The sequence below is a fragment of the Streptomyces sp. V4I23 genome, from assembly GCF_030817975.1.
Taxonomy (GTDB): domain Bacteria; phylum Actinomycetota; class Actinomycetes; order Streptomycetales; family Streptomycetaceae; genus Streptomyces.
This window is the reverse complement of record NZ_JAUSZW010000004.1, coordinates 3,029,799-3,045,067: the sequence shown is the minus strand read 5'-3', so window position 1 is coordinate 3,045,067 and position 15,269 is coordinate 3,029,799. Positions and strand designations below refer to the sequence as shown.

Here is a 15,269-nt window from a genome sequence, read left to right as displayed (position 1 = left end):
CGCGGGGTCAGCCGGCCGGCTGAGGCATGTCCGTCGTCGGGACCGCGGAGTCGGGGCGCTCCTTGGTCGCGTCCGGGCAGGTGTACGCGCGCGGGGCGTACTCGCCCGGGCCGCCCAGCAGCACCGAGCCGCCCGTCGTCGCACCGTTCTCCAGCAGCGTGCACACGATCTGCGCCAGCGCGGCCGGCGGCAGGTCCTCCGGCTGGCGGCTCAGGCGCAGGGTGCCCGTGGGGTCGTCGCGCCGCCCGGCGTTCAGCAGCAGCGGACCGCGAACGTAGGTCGAGAAGCCCGCCTCGTGCTCGGGCGACGACGGCTCCCGCTGGAGCTCGTCGAGCACCGCCTGCGCGGTCGCGACCCGGTCGGCCGGAGCCTTCTCCTCCGTCGTCCCGGCCATGCGGTCGACCGACACCAGCTGCGAGGCGCACACCAGGTACACCCGGACCGGTATGCCCGTACGTCCCGCCTGCGGGGCGATGTCCACGGCCGACACCTCGCACGGCACCCGCGAGGGCGCCGGCCCGGCGTCCACGGGCACCTGGGTGGGCCTGATCCCGCAGCCCGCGAGCACGAGGGCGCCCGCGAGCACGGCGAGCACGGCCACCGGTCGGCGGCCCGCACGTGTTCTGGGGAGTATCACTGTGCGTCCCCCTCGGTCCGCCCGCCGCCGGTCCCGCTGTCCGCGTCGTCCGACCCGGCCGCCTCGCAGTCCGCGAGCGCGGACACGTCGCGCGGCAGGTGCAGCACGAAGACCGCGCCGTCGCCGTCGGGGGAGTTGGCCGCGGTGATGGTGCCGCCGTGGATGTGGGCGTTCTCCATGGCGATCGAGAGACCGAGACCGCTTCCGTCGGAGCGCGGTCGCGACGCGCTGGCCTTGTAGAACCGGTCGAAGACGTGGGGCAGGACGTCCTCGGGGATGCCGGGGCCGTGGTCGCGCACCTCGATGAGCAGTTCGTCGTCTCCGGGGCGCACCGACACCCGCACCGGGGACCCGCCGTGCTTGAGGGCGTTGCCGATCAGGTTGGCCAGGATCACGTCGAGCCGGCGCGGGTCCAGCCGCGCCATGATCCCGCGCTCGGCGTCCAGTTCGACCGCGTCCAGCCAGGCGCGGGCGTCGATGCAGGCGGTGACCTGGTCGGCCACGTCCACGGTGTCCAGCACGAGCCTTGCGGTGCCCGCGTCGAAGCGGGTGACCTCCATCAGGTTCTCCACGAGGTCGTACAGCCGCCGCGTCTCGCTCACCACGAGGTTCACGGCCGGGGCGATCATCGGGTCGAGGCTGTCGGCCTCGTCCTCCAGCACCTCGGTCACGGCGGTCAGCGCGGTCAGCGGGGTGCGCAGCTCATGGGACATGTCGGCGACGAAGCGCCGGCTGGACTCCTCCCGCGCGCTCATGTCCGCGACCTTCTTCTCCAGCGACGCGGCTGTCTTGTTGAACGTCCGTGCCAGCTCGGCGAGTTCGTCGGTGCCCGAGACCCGCAGCCGGGTGTCCAGCTTGCCCTCGCCGAGCCTTCGCGCCGCCTCGCCGAGCCGGTGCACCGGCTTGAGCACGGTCGTGGCGGCGGCCTGCGCGAGCAGCGCCGAGCCGATCAGGGCCAGCAGGGTGGCGATCCCCAGCGACCAGGCCAGGGAGTTGAGGTCCTGGCGCTCCTGGTCGAGCGACTTGGACAGGTAGCCGGTCGGCCCGCCGCCCATGATCCGCGTACCGCCGACGAGATAGGGCTCGCCGCGGCGCTCGGTGCGCTGCCAGTACAGGTGGTACGGCTCGGAGTTGCCGGCGTCGACGTCCTGCCGGTCGTTCACCGCGTCCTGCAGCGACTGCGGCACGTCCTCCATCGTGAAGGTGTCGCGGTCGGACGCCCCGGTGACCGGCTTGCCCTCGGCGCGCTCGCCGATCAGCACCACGCTGTAGTCGCCGCCGCCCGCCATCTGCTCGGCGGTCTTCTGCAGTTCGGCCGGCGTGGGCCGCAGCGGCAGCGTCGCCGCCCTGTTCTGCATCTCCTGCCGGAAGTTGCCGAGCGCCGCGTCCTGGGTGCGGGTCAGCACCGCCTCGCGGTTGAGCCAGTACGCGATGCCGGAAGCGGACACGGCCGCGGTCAGCGCGACCAGCGCGAAGACGACCACGAGCCGCAGTCGCAGGCTCGTCAGGCGCAGCCCGGCGAGCGGACCGCGCCGCACGCCCGCCCCGCCCGCGCCGCCGTTCGTGCCGTCCGCCGCGCCGCTGTTCGTACCACCGCTCACCGAACGGCCCCGTCCGGCGCGCACGCGCCCACCCCGTGGATCACTGCGGAACGTCCAGCCGGTAGCCGACGCCACGCACCGTACGGATCAGGGTCGGTGAGGACGGCACGTCCTCGACCTTCGCCCGCAGCCGCTGCACGCAGGCGTCCACCAGGCGTGAGTCGCCGAGGTAGTCGTGCTCCCACACCAGGCGCAGCAACTGCTGGCGCGAGAGGGCCTGGCCGGGCCGGCGGCTCAGCTCCAGCAGCAGGCGCAGTTCGGTCGGCGTGAGCTGCAGGTCGTCGCCGTTCTTGGTGACCGTCATCGCGGAGCGGTCGATCACCAGGGAGCCGAAGGTCGCCGAGTCGGTGGACTCCCGCTCGCCGCGGCGCAGCACGGCGCGGATACGGGCGTCCAGCACCCGCCCCTGAACCGGCTTGACCACATAGTCGTCGGCGCCGGACTCCAGCCCCACGACCACGTCGATGTCGTCGCTGCGCGCGGTCAGCAGAATGATCGGCAGCTGGTCCGTGCGCCGGATGCGGCGGCACACCTCGAACCCGTCGATCCCGGGCAGCATCACATCCAGCACGATCAGGTCAGGCCGCTGCTCGCGCAGCAGCTTCAGGCCGTCCTCTCCCGTCGCCGCGGTGGCCACACGGTGGCCCTGACGGGACAGGGAGAGTTCGAGAGCCGTGCGGATGGCGTCGTCGTCCTCGATCAGCAACAGGAAAGGCACGGGCCCATTCTGGCCCATGCGGTCGTCCTCGTTCGACTCCCTGGTACATCACCGTTGTCCCCGGCCTCTGTGACGCGCCTGTGACAGTCGGCGGACACCGCCATGAAAGTGGCCGGGCAAGCTTCTTGTCACACGGAACCAAGCAGACTCCACTCGACGGGGGGCGCGAGATGAACGCACTGCACAGCACCACCTCAAGCGCAGTTGTCACGCGTCTCCACGACGTCGCGCGGAGCGCCGAGAAGTCCGGCGCGGTGAACGGACGGGGGTGCGTTCGCGGCGCCGGGCGTCAGCACAAGGCGACCTACATGGTGGCCGTGCCTGACGGGGGAGAGGCGTACGGAGAGGCCACGGGGGAGCGGACAGGCCAGGCCGGGGCGGCGGACGCCGAAGCGGCGTTCACCGCCTACGTCCAGGAGCGCCGCGCCTCTCTGTACGCGACCGCCTACCACCTGACCGGCGACCGGTACGAGGCCGAGGACCTGCTGCAGAGCGCGCTGTTCTCGACGTACCGGGCCTGGGACCGGATCAGCGACAAGGCGGCGGTCGGCGGCTACCTGCGCCGCACCATGACCAACCTGCACATCAGCGCCTGGCGCCGGCGCAAGATCAACGAGTACCCGACGGAGGAGCTGCCGGAGACGGCGGGCGACACCGACGCGATGCGGGGCACGGAGCTGCGCGCGGTCCTGTGGCAGGCGCTCGCCAGGCTTCCCGAACTCCAGCGCACGATGCTGGTCCTGCGCTACTACGAGGGCCGCACCGACCCGGAGATCGCGGACATCCTGGACATCAGTGTCGGCACGGTGAAGTCGAGCATCTGGCGGTCGCTCCGCCGGCTGCGCGAGGACGAGGTCCTCAGCTTCGGCCGTGACGAGGAGGAGTCCTTCGGCGAGCTGGTGGCCTGAAGGCGAGGGACACGGGGGACAACGGGGGAAACGGGGGCCGCTGTTTCGGGGGAGACGGCGGGACGGGATCCACGGGGACACGGGGGACACGGGGATCCACGGGGGAAGACGGAGTGGGGTCGGACAGACCGGGGGGTTCTGTCCGGCCCCGCTCCCATGTCCGCGGCTCCCGCGCGGGAGCCGGCCGCGTCAGGCGGGCTGGCGCGCGGCGAGCGTACGGCAGCGGCCGGCCGCCGCGTCCGCGAGACGCCCGAGGGCCTCGGCCTTGCCGCACGGGTGGGCGCCGAGACCGGTCTGGCGCGCGACGACGCCGCGCTCGGCGCGCATCAGGCGCCAGCCGCGGCGCAGCAGGAACGGGACCGACTTGCGGCCCTCCCGGAGATCGCGCGCGAGGCGGCGGCGGAACGTCGTGGAGGGGCGGCCGCGCAGGCACAGCGCGTCGGCCAGTACGCCGAGTTCCCGGCAGCGGCGGACGAGGTCGGCCGCGAAGATGCCCTCGGCGACGAACAGCGGGGTGCGGGCGATGTCCAGCGTCTCGCGGCCCACGCGCGCGCTCGCCGCGATGTCGTAAACGGGGACCTCCGCGCGCCCGGTGGCGCACAGTTCCACGATGGCGGCGACGGCCGCGTCGGCGTCCCACGACGCCGGTGAGTCCCAGTCGATGTCGGCACTGCCCGTCACCCGGGGCAGCGTCGGGTCGTTGCCCTCTTTGTAGAAGTCGTCCAGACGCAGGACCGGCAGTCCGGTGCGGGCCGCGAGGGACGACTTTCCGGAACCTGAGGGGCCCGCGAGCAGCACGACGCGGGTCGGGATGGGTTGGGAACTCACGGAAGACAAGTGTGACGCATGGAGCCGCCCAGGAGGACCCCCCGGAGACGGGGTGGTTGCCCGTCTCACACCTCAACCACTGTCCGTGCGCTCACGATTACTCGATTAGGCAGGAATTCATGGCTCGTCATGCAGCTTCCCCCCAGCGGCGCCACACGCTCGTGCGCGCCGGACTGACCGTCGCCGCGGCGGGCGCGGCCCTCGGCGCGAGTTCGGCGGCCGCGCAGGCGGCTCCGGCCCCCGAGCCGGTCCGCGCCCAGCCCGTGGCCGGACCCGGCACCGCGCTCGCCACCGCGCCACTGACGACCCTCACCGGCGCCGTCACCCGGTCCGTGGACGGGGTCGGCGAGCTCAAGAGCCTCCAGCTCAACCCGCTGGCGAACACCGGTGTCGACCCGCTCGACAACGCCGTGGGCACCCAGGTCGCCGACTTCAAGCCGGTGAGCACCACGCTGGTGACGGACCACGTCACCCGCGGGCAGGCGCTCGAGGACCTGCCGGTGGCCGGCCCGCTGGCCAAGCGCGCGCTGCCGTAGCGCGCCGGGCGCACCCAGCCGGACGCACCCAGCCGGGCGCACCCACAGCAAGCGCCACGGGAGAGCCCCCACGGCCGCGGCCGTGGGGGCTTCGCGCTGAGGGCTCAGTACGACGAACCCGAGGCGCCGAGCGAACCGGTGGGGTGCCAGACCGTCTTGGTCTCCAGGAACGCCGTCAGGCGGTGGGTGCCGGGATCGGCCGGCCAGTCGTTGTCCACAGCCTGTGGACGCAGGACCCGCTTGAGGTTGTCCGCCGCCGCGACCTCCAGCTCCTTCGCCAGGATCTCGTCGGCGCCGGTCAGGTCGATGCCGTTGACGTCCTGGTGCGCTGCGAGCGGGGCCGCGATCTCCGCCGTACGCCCCGACAGCACGTTGACCACACCGCCCGGCAGATCCGAGGTGGCCAGCACCTCTCCCAGGGACAGCGCCGGCAGCGGCGACTTCTCGGAGGCGATCACGACCGCCGTGTTGCCGGTCGCGATCACCGGCGCGACCACGGAGACCAGGCCCAGGAACGACGACTCCTGCGGCGCGAGGATCGTCACGACGCCCGTCGGCTCGGGGGTGGAGAGGTTGAAGAACGGGCCCGCGACCGGGTTCGCCCCGCCCACGACCTGCGCGATCTTGTCCGTCCAGCCCGCGTACCAGACCCAGCGGTCGATCGCGGCCTCGACGACCGCGGCCGCCTTCGACTTGGACAGCCCCTCCGCGTCCGCCACCTCGTGCGCGAACTGGCCCCTGCGGCCCTCCAGCATCTCGGCGACGCGGTAGAGGATCTGGCCGCGGTTGTACGCGGTGGCGCCCGACCAGCCGCCGAACGCCTTGCGCGCGGCGACGACCGCGTCACGGGCGTCCTTGCGGGAGGAGAGCGGCGCGTTGGCCAGCCACTTGCCCTGCGAGTCCGTCACCTCGTACACCCGGCCGCTCTCGGAGCGGGGGAACTTGCCCCCGACATACAGCTTGTAGGTCTTGAAGACGCTCAGACGCATCGACTCAGACATCGAGGTAGGCCTCCAGCCCGTGGCGGCCGCCCTCGCGGCCGAAGCCCGACTCCTTGTAGCCGCCGAACGGCGAGGTCGGATCGAACTTGTTGAACGTGTTGGCCCACACCACACCCGCGCGGAGCTTGTTCGCCACCGCGAGGATGCGGGAGCCCTTCTCCGTCCAGATGCCGGCGGACAGGCCGTACTGGCTGTTGTTGGCCTTGGCGACCGCCTCGTCCGGGGTACGGAACGTCAGGACGGACAGCACCGGGCCGAAGATCTCGTCGCGGGCGATCGTGTGCGCCTGCGTGACGTTCGTGAACAGCGTCGGCGCGAACCAGTAGCCGGACGTCGGCAGCTCGCAGGCGGGGGACCAGCGCTCGGCGCCCTCCGCCTCGCCCCGCTCCACGAGCGTGGTGATCCGGGACAGCTGCTCCTCGGAGTTGATCGCTCCGATGTCGGTGTTCTTGTCGAGCGGGTCGCCGAGGCGCAGCGTGGACAGGCGGCGCTTGAGCGACGCCAGCAGCTCGTCCTGGACCGACTCCTGGACCAGCAGGCGCGAGCCCGCGCAGCAGACCTGGCCCTGGTTGAAGAAGATGCCGTTGACGATGCCCTCGACGGCCTGGTCGATCGGGGCGTCGTCGAAGACGATGTTGGCGCCCTTGCCGCCCAGCTCCAGGGTGACCTTCTTGCGCGTGCCGGCGACCTGGCGGGCGATCGCCTTGCCGACCGCGGTCGAGCCGGTGAAGGCGACCTTGTCGACGCCCGGGTGCTCCACGAGCGCCGCACCGGTGTCCCCGTAACCCGGGAGGATGTTGACGACACCCTTCGGCAGGCCCGCCTGGCGGCAGATGTCCGCGAAGAACAGGGCGGACAGCGGGGTCGTCTCGGCGGGCTTCAGGACGACCGTGTTGCCGGTCGCGAGAGCGGGGGCGATCTTCCACGCGAGCATCAGCAGCGGGAAGTTCCACGGGATGACCTGGCCGGCGACGCCCAGCGGCTTCGGGTCCGGCCCGTAGCCGGCGTGGCCGAGCTTGTCGGCCCAGCCCGCGTAGTAGAAGAAGTGCGCCGCGACCAGGGGGAGGTCCGCGTCGCGGGTCTCCTTGATCGGCTTGCCGTTGTCCAGCGTCTCCAGGACGGCCAGCTCGCGGCTGCGCTCCTGGATGATCCGCGCGATACGGAACAGGTACTTGGCGCGCTCCGAGCCGGGCAGCACCGACCACTTCTCGAACGCCTTGCGGGCGGCCTTCACCGCGCGGTCGACGTCCTCCGCGCCGGCCTGGGCGACCTCGGAGAGGACCTCCTCGCTGGCGGGCGAGACGCTCTTGAAGACCCTGCCGTCGGCGGCGTCGGTGAACTCGCCGTCGATGAACAGGCCGTACGACGGTGCGATGTCGACGACCGACCGCGACTCGGGTGCGGGTGCGTAATCGAATGCGGAAGCCATGATGATCAGTCCACCGTCACGTAGTCGGGGCCGGAGTAGCGGCCGGTCGCCAGCTTCTGGCGCTGCATCAGCAGGTCGTTGAGCAGGCTCGAGGCGCCGAAGCGGAACCAGTGGTTGTCCAGCCAGTCCTCGCCCGCGGTCTCGTTCACCAGCACCAGGAACTTGATCGCGTCCTTGCTGGTGCGGATGCCGCCGGCGGGCTTCACGCCCACCTGTACCCCAGTCTGCTCCCGGAAGTCGCGGACGGCCTCCAGCATGAGCAGGGTGTTCGCCGGGGTGGCGTTGACCGCGACCTTGCCGGTCGAGGTCTTGATGAAGTCGGCGCCGGCGATCATGCCGAGCCAGGAGGCGCGGCGGATGTTGTCGTACGTGGAGAGCTCGCCGGTCTCGAAGATGACCTTGAGCCGGGCGTCGCCGGAGGCCTCCTTGACGGCCCGGATCTCCTCGAAGACCTTCATGTAGTCGCCCGCGAGGAAGGCGCCGCGGTCGATCACCATGTCGATCTCGTCGGCCCCGGCCGCCACGGCGTCACGGACGTCCGCGAGCTTCACGTCGAGCGCGGCGCGGCCGGCCGGGAAGGCGGTCGCGACGGAGGCGACCTTGACGTCGGAGCCCGCGAGGGCGGCCTTGGCGGTCGCCACCATGTCGGGGTAGACGCAGACCGCCGCGGTGTGCGGGGTCGTGCGGTCGGTCGGATCAGGATTGACGGCCTTGGCGGCGAGCGCCCGGACCTTGCCCGGGGTGTCCGCGCCTTCGAGCGTCGTCAGGTCGATCATCGAGATGGCCAGGTCGATGGCGTACGCCTTCGCCGTGGTCTTGATCGAACGGGTGCCGAGGGACGCGGCGCGCGCTTCGAGGCCGACGGCGTCGACGCCGGGCAGCCCGTGCAGGAAGCGGCGCAGCGTGCTGTCGGACGCGGTCACGTCAGCGAATGCTGGTGCATTGGTGGGCATGGTCACCAGATGAGCATATCTACGCGCGTAGCGACCTGTACAGGGGGTGCGGCGCACCGAGAGGTCACGGGTCGGTCGCACTCCGGTCGCGACGAGGGGACAGGTCCCGGCCGACCGCAGCGGGCGTACGGCAGAATCGGACCCATGACGAGCCCCCAGCAGCCTGCCGAGCCCTCCTACGCCGACCGGGTCTTCCGGTCGCCCGCCGGGATGGCGGGCGGCGGGCTGCTGCTCGCGCTGATCGCCTGGATGGTCGTGGACGCCCTGGTGCGCGGCGAGGGCCGCACGCCGTGGCTCGCGCTGGCGGCCGCGCTGGTCGTGGTGCCGCTGATCGTCGCCTTCAGCGTCCGCCCCGCCGTCTTCGTGAACGAGGAGCGGGTGCGGATCAGGAACCCGTTCCGGACGATCACGCTGCCGTGGAGCGCGGTCGCCGACGTGCGGGCCGGGTACTCCAGCGAGCTGTTCACCACGGAGGGCGTGAAGTACCAGCTGTGGGCCATCCCCGTCTCGCTGCGCCAGCGCAAGCGGGTCGCCCGGCGGCAGATGCGCAACGCGACCGACGACCCGCACGGCGCCACCTCCGTGACGGCGGACGTGACCGACTCGCAGGCGCGGATGGCGCCCGCGGACCAGACGATCGCGGACCTGCGCGACATGGCCGAGCACCTGGGCCCGCGCTCGTCCGCACCGGGCGGGCCGCAGGTGCGCTGGGCGTACGAGGTGCTCGCGCCGGTGACGGCGGGCGTGGTGGTGCTCGCCCTGGTGCTCGGCCTGACCTGACGGGCCCGGAGCCGGTGCCCTGTGTTCAGGGGAGGCTCCGGCTGCCCGACGCGCGGTGGACGCGCATCGGGCAGGGCGGCCCTCAGATGCCCGCCGCGGCCGAGAGGTCCCGCTTGACGTCCGCGAGCACACCGGCCGCCCGCTCGCGAGCCGTGCCCAGCTCGCTCGCGTCGGCGACCGGCACCACGACCTCCAGGTAGCACTTGAGCTTGGGCTCGGTGCCGCTCGGCCGGACGATCACGCGGGCGGTGAACTCCCCGTCCAGGTAGTAGCGCAGCCCGTCCGTCGGCGGCAGCTTCTCCGTACCCCGCGTCAGGTCCTCGGCGCTCGTGACCCGCAGTCCCGCGAGCATCACCGGCGGCCGCTCGCGCAGCGCGCGCATGGCGTCGGCGATCACGCCGAGGTCCTCGACCCGCACCGAGAGCTGGTCGGTGGCGTGCAGGCCGTGCTCGACGGCCAGGTCGTCGAGCAGGTCGGAGAGCGTACGGCCCTGCTCCTTGAGCTCCGAGACCAGTTCGGCGACGAGCAGCGCGGCGGTGATGCCGTCCTTGTCGCGCACGCCGCCGGGGTCGACGCAGTAGCCGAGCGCCTCCTCGTAGCCGTAGCGCAGCCCGTCGACCCGTGCGATCCACTTGAAGCCCGTCAGCGTCTCCTCGTGACCGAGGCCCGCCGCCCGGGCGATGCGGCCCAGCAGGGACGAGGACACGATCGACTCGGCGAAGACGCCCGTGGCGCCCTTGTGGACGAGGTGCGCGGCGAGCAGCGCGCCGACCTCGTCGCCGCGCAGCATGCGCCACCCGGCCTCGGCGGAGTCGTCGGGGACGGCGACCGCGCAGCGGTCCGCGTCCGGGTCGTTGGCGATGACGACGTCCGGCCGGACCCGGCGGGCGGTCTCGAACGCGAGGTCCATCGCGCCGGGCTCCTCCGGATTGGGGAACGCGACGGTCGGGAACGCGGGATCGGGCTCCGCCTGTGCCTCCACGAGCGCGGGGGCGGGGAAGCCGGCCCGCGCGAAGGCGCTGAGCACGACGTCCTTGCCGACACCGTGCATGGCCGTGTAGACGATGCGGGCGGTACGCGGCGAGGCGGCGGTCAGGACCGCGTCCGTACGCTCCAGGTACGCCTCCAGGACCTCGTCGCCCAGGGTCTCCCAGCCGCCCTCGGCACGCGGCACGTCGTCGATGCTCGCGATCGCGCCGATCTCGGCGGCGATCTCCGCGTCGGCGGGGGGCACGATCTGCGAGCCGTCGCCGAGGTAGACCTTGTAGCCGTTGTCGCGGGGCGGGTTGTGGCTCGCGGTGACCTCGACGCCCGCGACGGCGCCCAGCTTCCTTATGGCGAAGGCGAGTACGGGAGTGGGCAGCGGCCGCGGCAGCACTGCGGCGCGCAGGCCCGCGGCGACCATGACGGCGGCGGTGTCGCGCGCGAAGTCGGCCGACTTGTAGCGGGCGTCGTAGCCGATGACGACGAGTCCGTCGCCCTGACCCTTGGCCTTGAGGTACGCGGCGAGCCCGGCGGCGGCCCGGATGACGACGACGCGGTTCATCCGCATGGGCCCGGCGCCCAGCTCCCCGCGCAGTCCGGCGGTCCCGAACTGCAGCGTCCCGCCGAACCGGTCGCCCAGCTCGGCGAGGTCACCGGCCTCGATGAGCTTGCCGAGCTCGTCCTGGGTCTCGCTGTCCGGGTCCTCCGCGAGCCACGCCCGGGCCCGCGCGATGAGGTCCTGCTGCACGGTAGGTCCGCCTCTCGTGTGTGCGTACGTCGAGTGTGCGCGCCGTGCGCCGACGCGCGATGCTTTTCCGCCCCAGCGCGGCGTTCCTGTCGGGCTCCGCGCTTTCGCCCTTGCCGGGGCTCCGCGCCGAGCGGCGGGGCTTGACGGGCCCGGCGGGCTGGGCTGCCCGGTGGGTCCGGTGGTGCTGGTTGTGCGGCGCTCTTGTCGAGGCTCCGCCCGGAGTCCCGCACCTCAAGTGCCTCCTACGCCGTGCGGCGTGGGAGGCGCCCCCCGGCGGGGCCGCAATTCCGGCCCGTCCGGCGGCACTCCCCCTGGCTTCGCCGGGGGACCCCACCCACGGCCGCCAGGCCGTAGGGGGTTCGAGGACACCGCGCGAAGCGGGGTACAGGCTCTGGCGGAACCCAGGAGCCGCCGTCCGCCAGGACGCGCAGCCCACGGGCCCGGCGTGGGTCCCCGGGCCGCGCCTCTCAGGGTGCAGAGCTCCCAGGCCGGGTGCGCCCCGAGCGCGTGTCCGCCAGGGCGCTACGCCACGGCCCGGGCGCAGCCCCCGAAGTTCGCGCCCGTGAGGACGCAAAGCCCAGGAAGCCCACGGGCCCCGGCGAACCCGGAGCCGGCTTCCGCCAGGACGCGCGGCCCACCGGGCCGGGTTGAGCCCCCGAGGCCGGCGCCTGTCAGGTGCAGAGCCCCCGGGCCGGGCGCGCCCCGCGGAGGGCGTGCGCCAGGGTGCTCGCCACGGCCTGAGGCGCAGCCCCGGGAGAGCCCCCAGAGGCCCACGAGCCCGGGCCCGTGGTCGGCGCCTGCCAGGGTCGCAGAGCACCGCGCCGGCGGTGCGCCGCTCCGAAGCGCGCGCCCGTCGAGGCGCTGCGCCACGGGCCCCGGGGCGCACCGAATCACGCCTGCCGGGCGCAGAGCGCAGTGCCCCGTTGAGCCGGACGGGTCAGAGGCGCGCGAGCACCCGCGTCAGCAGCTCACCCATCCGCGCCGCCGAGTCGCGCCCCGCCTGCAGGACCTCCTCATGGTTCAGCGGCTCGCCCGTAAGGCCCGCAGCCAGGTTCGTCACGAGGGAGATGCCGAGCACCTCCGCGCCCGCCTCGCGCGCCGCGATCGCCTCGAGGACCGTGGACATGCCCACCAGGTCGCCGCCCAGCACGCGCACCATGTTGATCTCGGCCGGCGTCTCGTAGTGCGGGCCGGGGAACTGGACGTACACGCCCTCCTCCAGCGTCTCGTCCACCTCCTTGCACAGCGCCCGCAGCCGCGGCGAGTACAGGTCCGTCAGGTCCACGAAGTTCGCCCCGATGATCGGCGACGTGGCCGTCAGGTTGATGTGGTCGCTGATCAGCACCGGCTGCCCGGGGCGCATGCCCTCGCGCAGGCCGCCGCAGCCGTTGGTCAGCACGACGGTCTTGCAGCCGGCGGCCACGGCGGTGCGCACGCCGTGCGAGACGGCGGCGACGCCGCGGCCCTCGTAGAAGTGCGTACGGCCCAGGAAGACCAGCGCGCGCTTGTCGCCGATGCGGTAGGAGCGGATCTTGCCGCCGTGACCCTCGACCGCCGGCGGGGGGAAGCCGGGCAGTTCGGTGACGGGGAACTCGGCCTCGGGCGCGCCGAGCGCGTCGACCGCGGGGGCCCAGCCGGAGCCCATCACCAGCGCGACGTCATGGGTCTCGGTGCCGGTCAGCTCGCGCAGCCGCGCGGCGGCGGCGTCGGCCGCGGCATGGGGGTCGGCGAGAGCGCCGAGGAGGTCCGGATTCACAGATGCGTTCACGCCGATGAGGGTAACCCGACAATCCCTACGCGCGTAGATGACGCAGCACACGGTCTTCGGATCGTTGCCTTGTCGTTTCCGACGAAGGGGCGCGGCGTCACCGCGCGGTCACGGATGTGTGCCATCGGCGGCCGTCCGGAGTCCGGGGCACCGCGTCAGCACGGGCGCTTGCGCAGCTCCATGACGTAGTCGTGGGGCGCGCCCGCGGACTCGGCCGCGTCGGCGATCTCGCCGAGGTAGCGGGCGGACGGCAGGCCGCCCTCGTACGCGTTCAGCACGTACACCCAGGCCGCCTCCTCGCCGTCCAGTGTGTGCACCCGCACCCGCATGCGCCGGTATATGTCGAGGCCGACACCCTCCCAGCGGTCCATCGAGTCCTCGTCCATCGGCGCGATGTCGTACAGCGCGACGAAGACCTGGGAGCGCGGCGCCTCCACGATCGTGGCCAGCGCTCCCTCCCAGCCCATCTGCTCGCCGCCGAAGGTCAGCCGCCAGCCGTTGAGCCAGCCGGTGCCGCGCAGCGGCGAGTGCGGTGCGCGGCGGGTCATCAGCCGCGCGTCGAGGTTGCCGGCGTACGCGGCGTAGAGCGACATGGGATCGAGGGTACGGGAGCGCAAGGAGAGACGGCCGACGCGTCCGGGCGGTCGCGGCGGCCGGGAGACCCCTCGTGAGCGGCAAGTGCCGTGGTCGCGGGCGTATCGCGGCCCCGGGGCGAGAACCGGGACGCGGTGCGGGACAATGAGGTACGTACTGCATTCCCCCGGGGGCACCCCGGACCCCCGGCAGAGCGGGCAGGCGGGCCGGGATCGACAATGCGAGGCGGACTTTTTCGTGACCCGGATCGTGATCATAGGTGGCGGACCCGGCGGCTATGAGGCGGCGCTCGTCGCCGCCCAGCTCGGTGCGGAGGTGACCGTCGTCGACTGCGACGGGCTGGGCGGGGCGTCGGTGCTGACCGACTGCGTGCCCTCGAAGACCCTGATCGCCACCGCCGAGGTCATGACGACCTTCGACTCCTCCTACGAGGAGCTCGGCATCATCGTGGCCGACGACACCCCGCACATCGAGCAGGCCGCCCGCGTCGTCGGCGTCGACCTCGGCAAGGTCAACCGGCGTGTCAAGCGCCTCGCGCTCGCCCAGTCGCACGACATCACCGCCTCCGTCACCCGTGCCGGCGCCCGCGTCATGCGCGGCCGCGGCCGCCTCGACGGGCAGCAGGCGATGGACGGCTCCCGCAAGGTGATCGTGCGCGCCGCCGACGGCACCGAGGAGACGCTCACCGCCGACGCCGTCCTGATCGCGACCGGCGGTCACCCGCGCGAGATCCCCGACGCGCTGCCCGACGGCGAGCGCATCCTGAACTGGACGCAGGTCTACGACCTGAACGAGCTCCCCGAGGAGCTCATCGTGGTCGGTTCCGGTGTCACGGGCGCCGAGTTCGCCGGCGCCTACCAGGCGCTCGGCTCGCGCGTCACCCTCGTCTCCTCCCGCGACCGCGTCCTGCCGGGCGAGGACCCGGACGCCGCCGCCGTCCTGGAGGACGTCTTCCGCCGCCGGGGCATGAACGTCATGGCCCGCTCCCGTGCCGAGTCCGCCAAGCGGGTCGGTGACCGGGTCGAGGTCACGCTCTCCGACGGCAGGGTCATCTCCGGCTCGCACTGCCTCATGGCCGTCGGCGCCATCCCGAACACGGCGGGCATGGGCCTGGAGGAAGCCGGCGTCCGGCTGAAGGAGTCGGGCCACATCTGGACCGACAAGGTCTCGCGCACCTCCGCTCCCGGTGTCTACGCGGCCGGGGACGTCACCGGCGTCTTCGCCCTGGCCTCGGTCGCGGCGATGCAGGGCCGTATCGCCATGTACCACTTCCTCGGCGACGCGGTCGCTCCGCTGAACCTCAAGACCGTCTCGTCGAACGTGTTCACTGACCCGGAGATCGCGACCGTCGGCTATACGCAGGCGGACCTCGACGCGGGCAAGATCGACGCCCGCGTCGTCAAGCTGCCGCTGCTGCGCAACCCGCGCGCCAAGATGCAGGGCATCAGGGACGGCTTCGTCAAGATCTTCTGCCGCCCGGGCACCGGCATCGTCGTCGGCGGTGTGGTCGTGTCGCCCCGCGCTTCGGAACTGATCCACCCCATCTCGATCGCCGTCGACAACAACCTGACGGTGGAACAGATCGCAAACGCGTTCACCGTGTATCCGTCTCTGTCGGGCTCGATCGCGGAGGTCGCACGCCAGCTGCACACCCGCAAGGCCACCGCCGAGAGCTGACGGCGCCCCGCGGGGGACGAAACCCGGCGAAGTACGGGCACTCCACGCGGCGAGCGATCAACTGAGAGGCCGCCTATACCACTTGGCGGCCTCTCAAATGCGCATTT

14 protein-coding genes are annotated in these 15,269 nt (G+C 72.6%); 4 read left to right on the top strand and 10 right to left on the bottom strand.

All coding sequences use genetic code 11. From position 1 onward, the window contains the following. Positions 1–7: 7 nt before the first annotated feature. The 3 genes from QFZ82_RS15880 to afsQ1 all read right to left on the bottom strand — a co-directional run bounded on the left by QFZ82_RS15880 (position 8) and on the right by afsQ1 (position 2,956). On the bottom strand, positions 8–637 hold the full coding sequence (locus tag QFZ82_RS15880; RefSeq protein ID WP_307713801.1) for a hypothetical protein: 630 nt from the start codon (positions 635–637) through the stop codon (positions 8–10). Next, positions 634–2,175, bottom strand: a complete 1,542-nt coding sequence (locus QFZ82_RS15875; protein WP_307717734.1) for a HAMP domain-containing sensor histidine kinase — start codon at positions 2,173–2,175, stop codon at positions 634–636. The genes QFZ82_RS15880 and QFZ82_RS15875 overlap by 4 nt, the downstream gene beginning before the upstream one ends. 103 nt (positions 2,176–2,278) lie before the next feature. Beyond that, entirely contained in the window at positions 2,279–2,956 is a 678-nt protein-coding gene (gene afsQ1, locus QFZ82_RS15870; protein WP_307713800.1) for a two-component system response regulator AfsQ1, read from the bottom strand. 170 nt (positions 2,957–3,126) lie between these two features. Between afsQ1 and QFZ82_RS15865 the strand changes: the two genes are divergently transcribed. Continuing rightward, on the top strand, positions 3,127–3,864 hold the full coding sequence (locus QFZ82_RS15865; protein WP_307713799.1) for a SigE family RNA polymerase sigma factor: 738 nt from the start codon (positions 3,127–3,129) through the stop codon (positions 3,862–3,864). Positions 3,865–4,053: 189 nt separating this feature from the next. Here the strand turns inward: QFZ82_RS15865 and QFZ82_RS15860 are convergent, their stop codons facing one another. Beyond that, positions 4,054–4,692, bottom strand: a complete 639-nt coding sequence (locus QFZ82_RS15860) for a uridine kinase (protein WP_307713798.1) — start codon at positions 4,690–4,692, stop codon at positions 4,054–4,056. A 119-nt stretch (positions 4,693–4,811) separates the two neighbouring features. On the opposite strand from QFZ82_RS15860, the gene QFZ82_RS15855 reads away from it, so the two are divergent. Then, positions 4,812–5,228 carry a hypothetical protein gene (locus tag QFZ82_RS15855; protein WP_307713797.1) on the top strand — a complete coding sequence of 139 codons (417 nt, stop codon included), beginning with the start codon at positions 4,812–4,814 and terminating at the stop codon, positions 5,226–5,228. Between the two features lie 104 nt (positions 5,229–5,332). Here the strand turns inward: QFZ82_RS15855 and QFZ82_RS15850 are convergent, their stop codons facing one another. Genes QFZ82_RS15850 through deoC form a run of 3 tightly spaced genes read right to left on the bottom strand, consistent with a single transcriptional unit; the run spans position 5,333 to position 8,617 of the window. Beyond that, entirely contained in the window at positions 5,333–6,229 is an 897-nt protein-coding gene (locus QFZ82_RS15850; RefSeq protein ID WP_307713796.1) for an aldehyde dehydrogenase, read from the bottom strand. Next, positions 6,222–7,658 (bottom strand): aldehyde dehydrogenase family protein, encoded by a 1,437-nt coding sequence (locus tag QFZ82_RS15845; protein ID WP_307713795.1) that lies wholly within the window; start codon positions 7,656–7,658, stop codon positions 6,222–6,224. Before QFZ82_RS15845 ends, QFZ82_RS15850 begins: the two co-directional genes overlap by 8 nt. 5 nt (positions 7,659–7,663) lie before the next feature. Then, entirely contained in the window at positions 7,664–8,617 is a 954-nt protein-coding gene (gene deoC, locus QFZ82_RS15840) for a deoxyribose-phosphate aldolase (protein WP_307713794.1), read from the bottom strand. A 138-nt stretch (positions 8,618–8,755) separates the two neighbouring features. Here deoC and QFZ82_RS15835 point away from each other — a divergent pair, with 138 nt between their 5' ends. Further along, positions 8,756–9,391, top strand: coding sequence for a PH domain-containing protein (locus QFZ82_RS15835; RefSeq protein ID WP_307713793.1), 636 nt, complete (start codon positions 8,756–8,758; stop codon positions 9,389–9,391). 82 nt (positions 9,392–9,473) lie between these two features. Here QFZ82_RS15835 and QFZ82_RS15830 read toward each other — a convergent pair whose 3' ends face one another. The 3 genes from QFZ82_RS15830 to QFZ82_RS15820 form a co-directional block, all read right to left on the bottom strand. Next, entirely contained in the window at positions 9,474–11,123 is a 1,650-nt protein-coding gene (locus QFZ82_RS15830; protein WP_307713792.1) for a phospho-sugar mutase, read from the bottom strand. A gap of 937 nt (positions 11,124–12,060) precedes the next feature. After that, the gene (locus tag QFZ82_RS15825) at positions 12,061–12,891 is read right to left on the bottom strand and encodes a purine-nucleoside phosphorylase (RefSeq protein WP_373429290.1); all 831 of its coding nucleotides are present in this window, start codon (positions 12,889–12,891) and stop codon (positions 12,061–12,063) included. 155 nt (positions 12,892–13,046) lie between these two features. Beyond that, positions 13,047–13,484 carry a gamma-glutamylcyclotransferase gene (locus QFZ82_RS15820; RefSeq protein WP_215183342.1) on the bottom strand — a complete coding sequence of 146 codons (438 nt, stop codon included), beginning with the start codon at positions 13,482–13,484 and terminating at the stop codon, positions 13,047–13,049. A 238-nt stretch (positions 13,485–13,722) separates the two neighbouring features. Here QFZ82_RS15820 and QFZ82_RS15815 point away from each other — a divergent pair, with 238 nt between their 5' ends. After that, a complete protein-coding gene (locus tag QFZ82_RS15815; protein ID WP_307713791.1) occupies positions 13,723–15,162 on the top strand; it encodes an NAD(P)H-quinone dehydrogenase in 1,440 nt (479 codons plus the stop codon). The last annotated feature ends 107 nt before the right edge of the window (positions 15,163–15,269 follow it).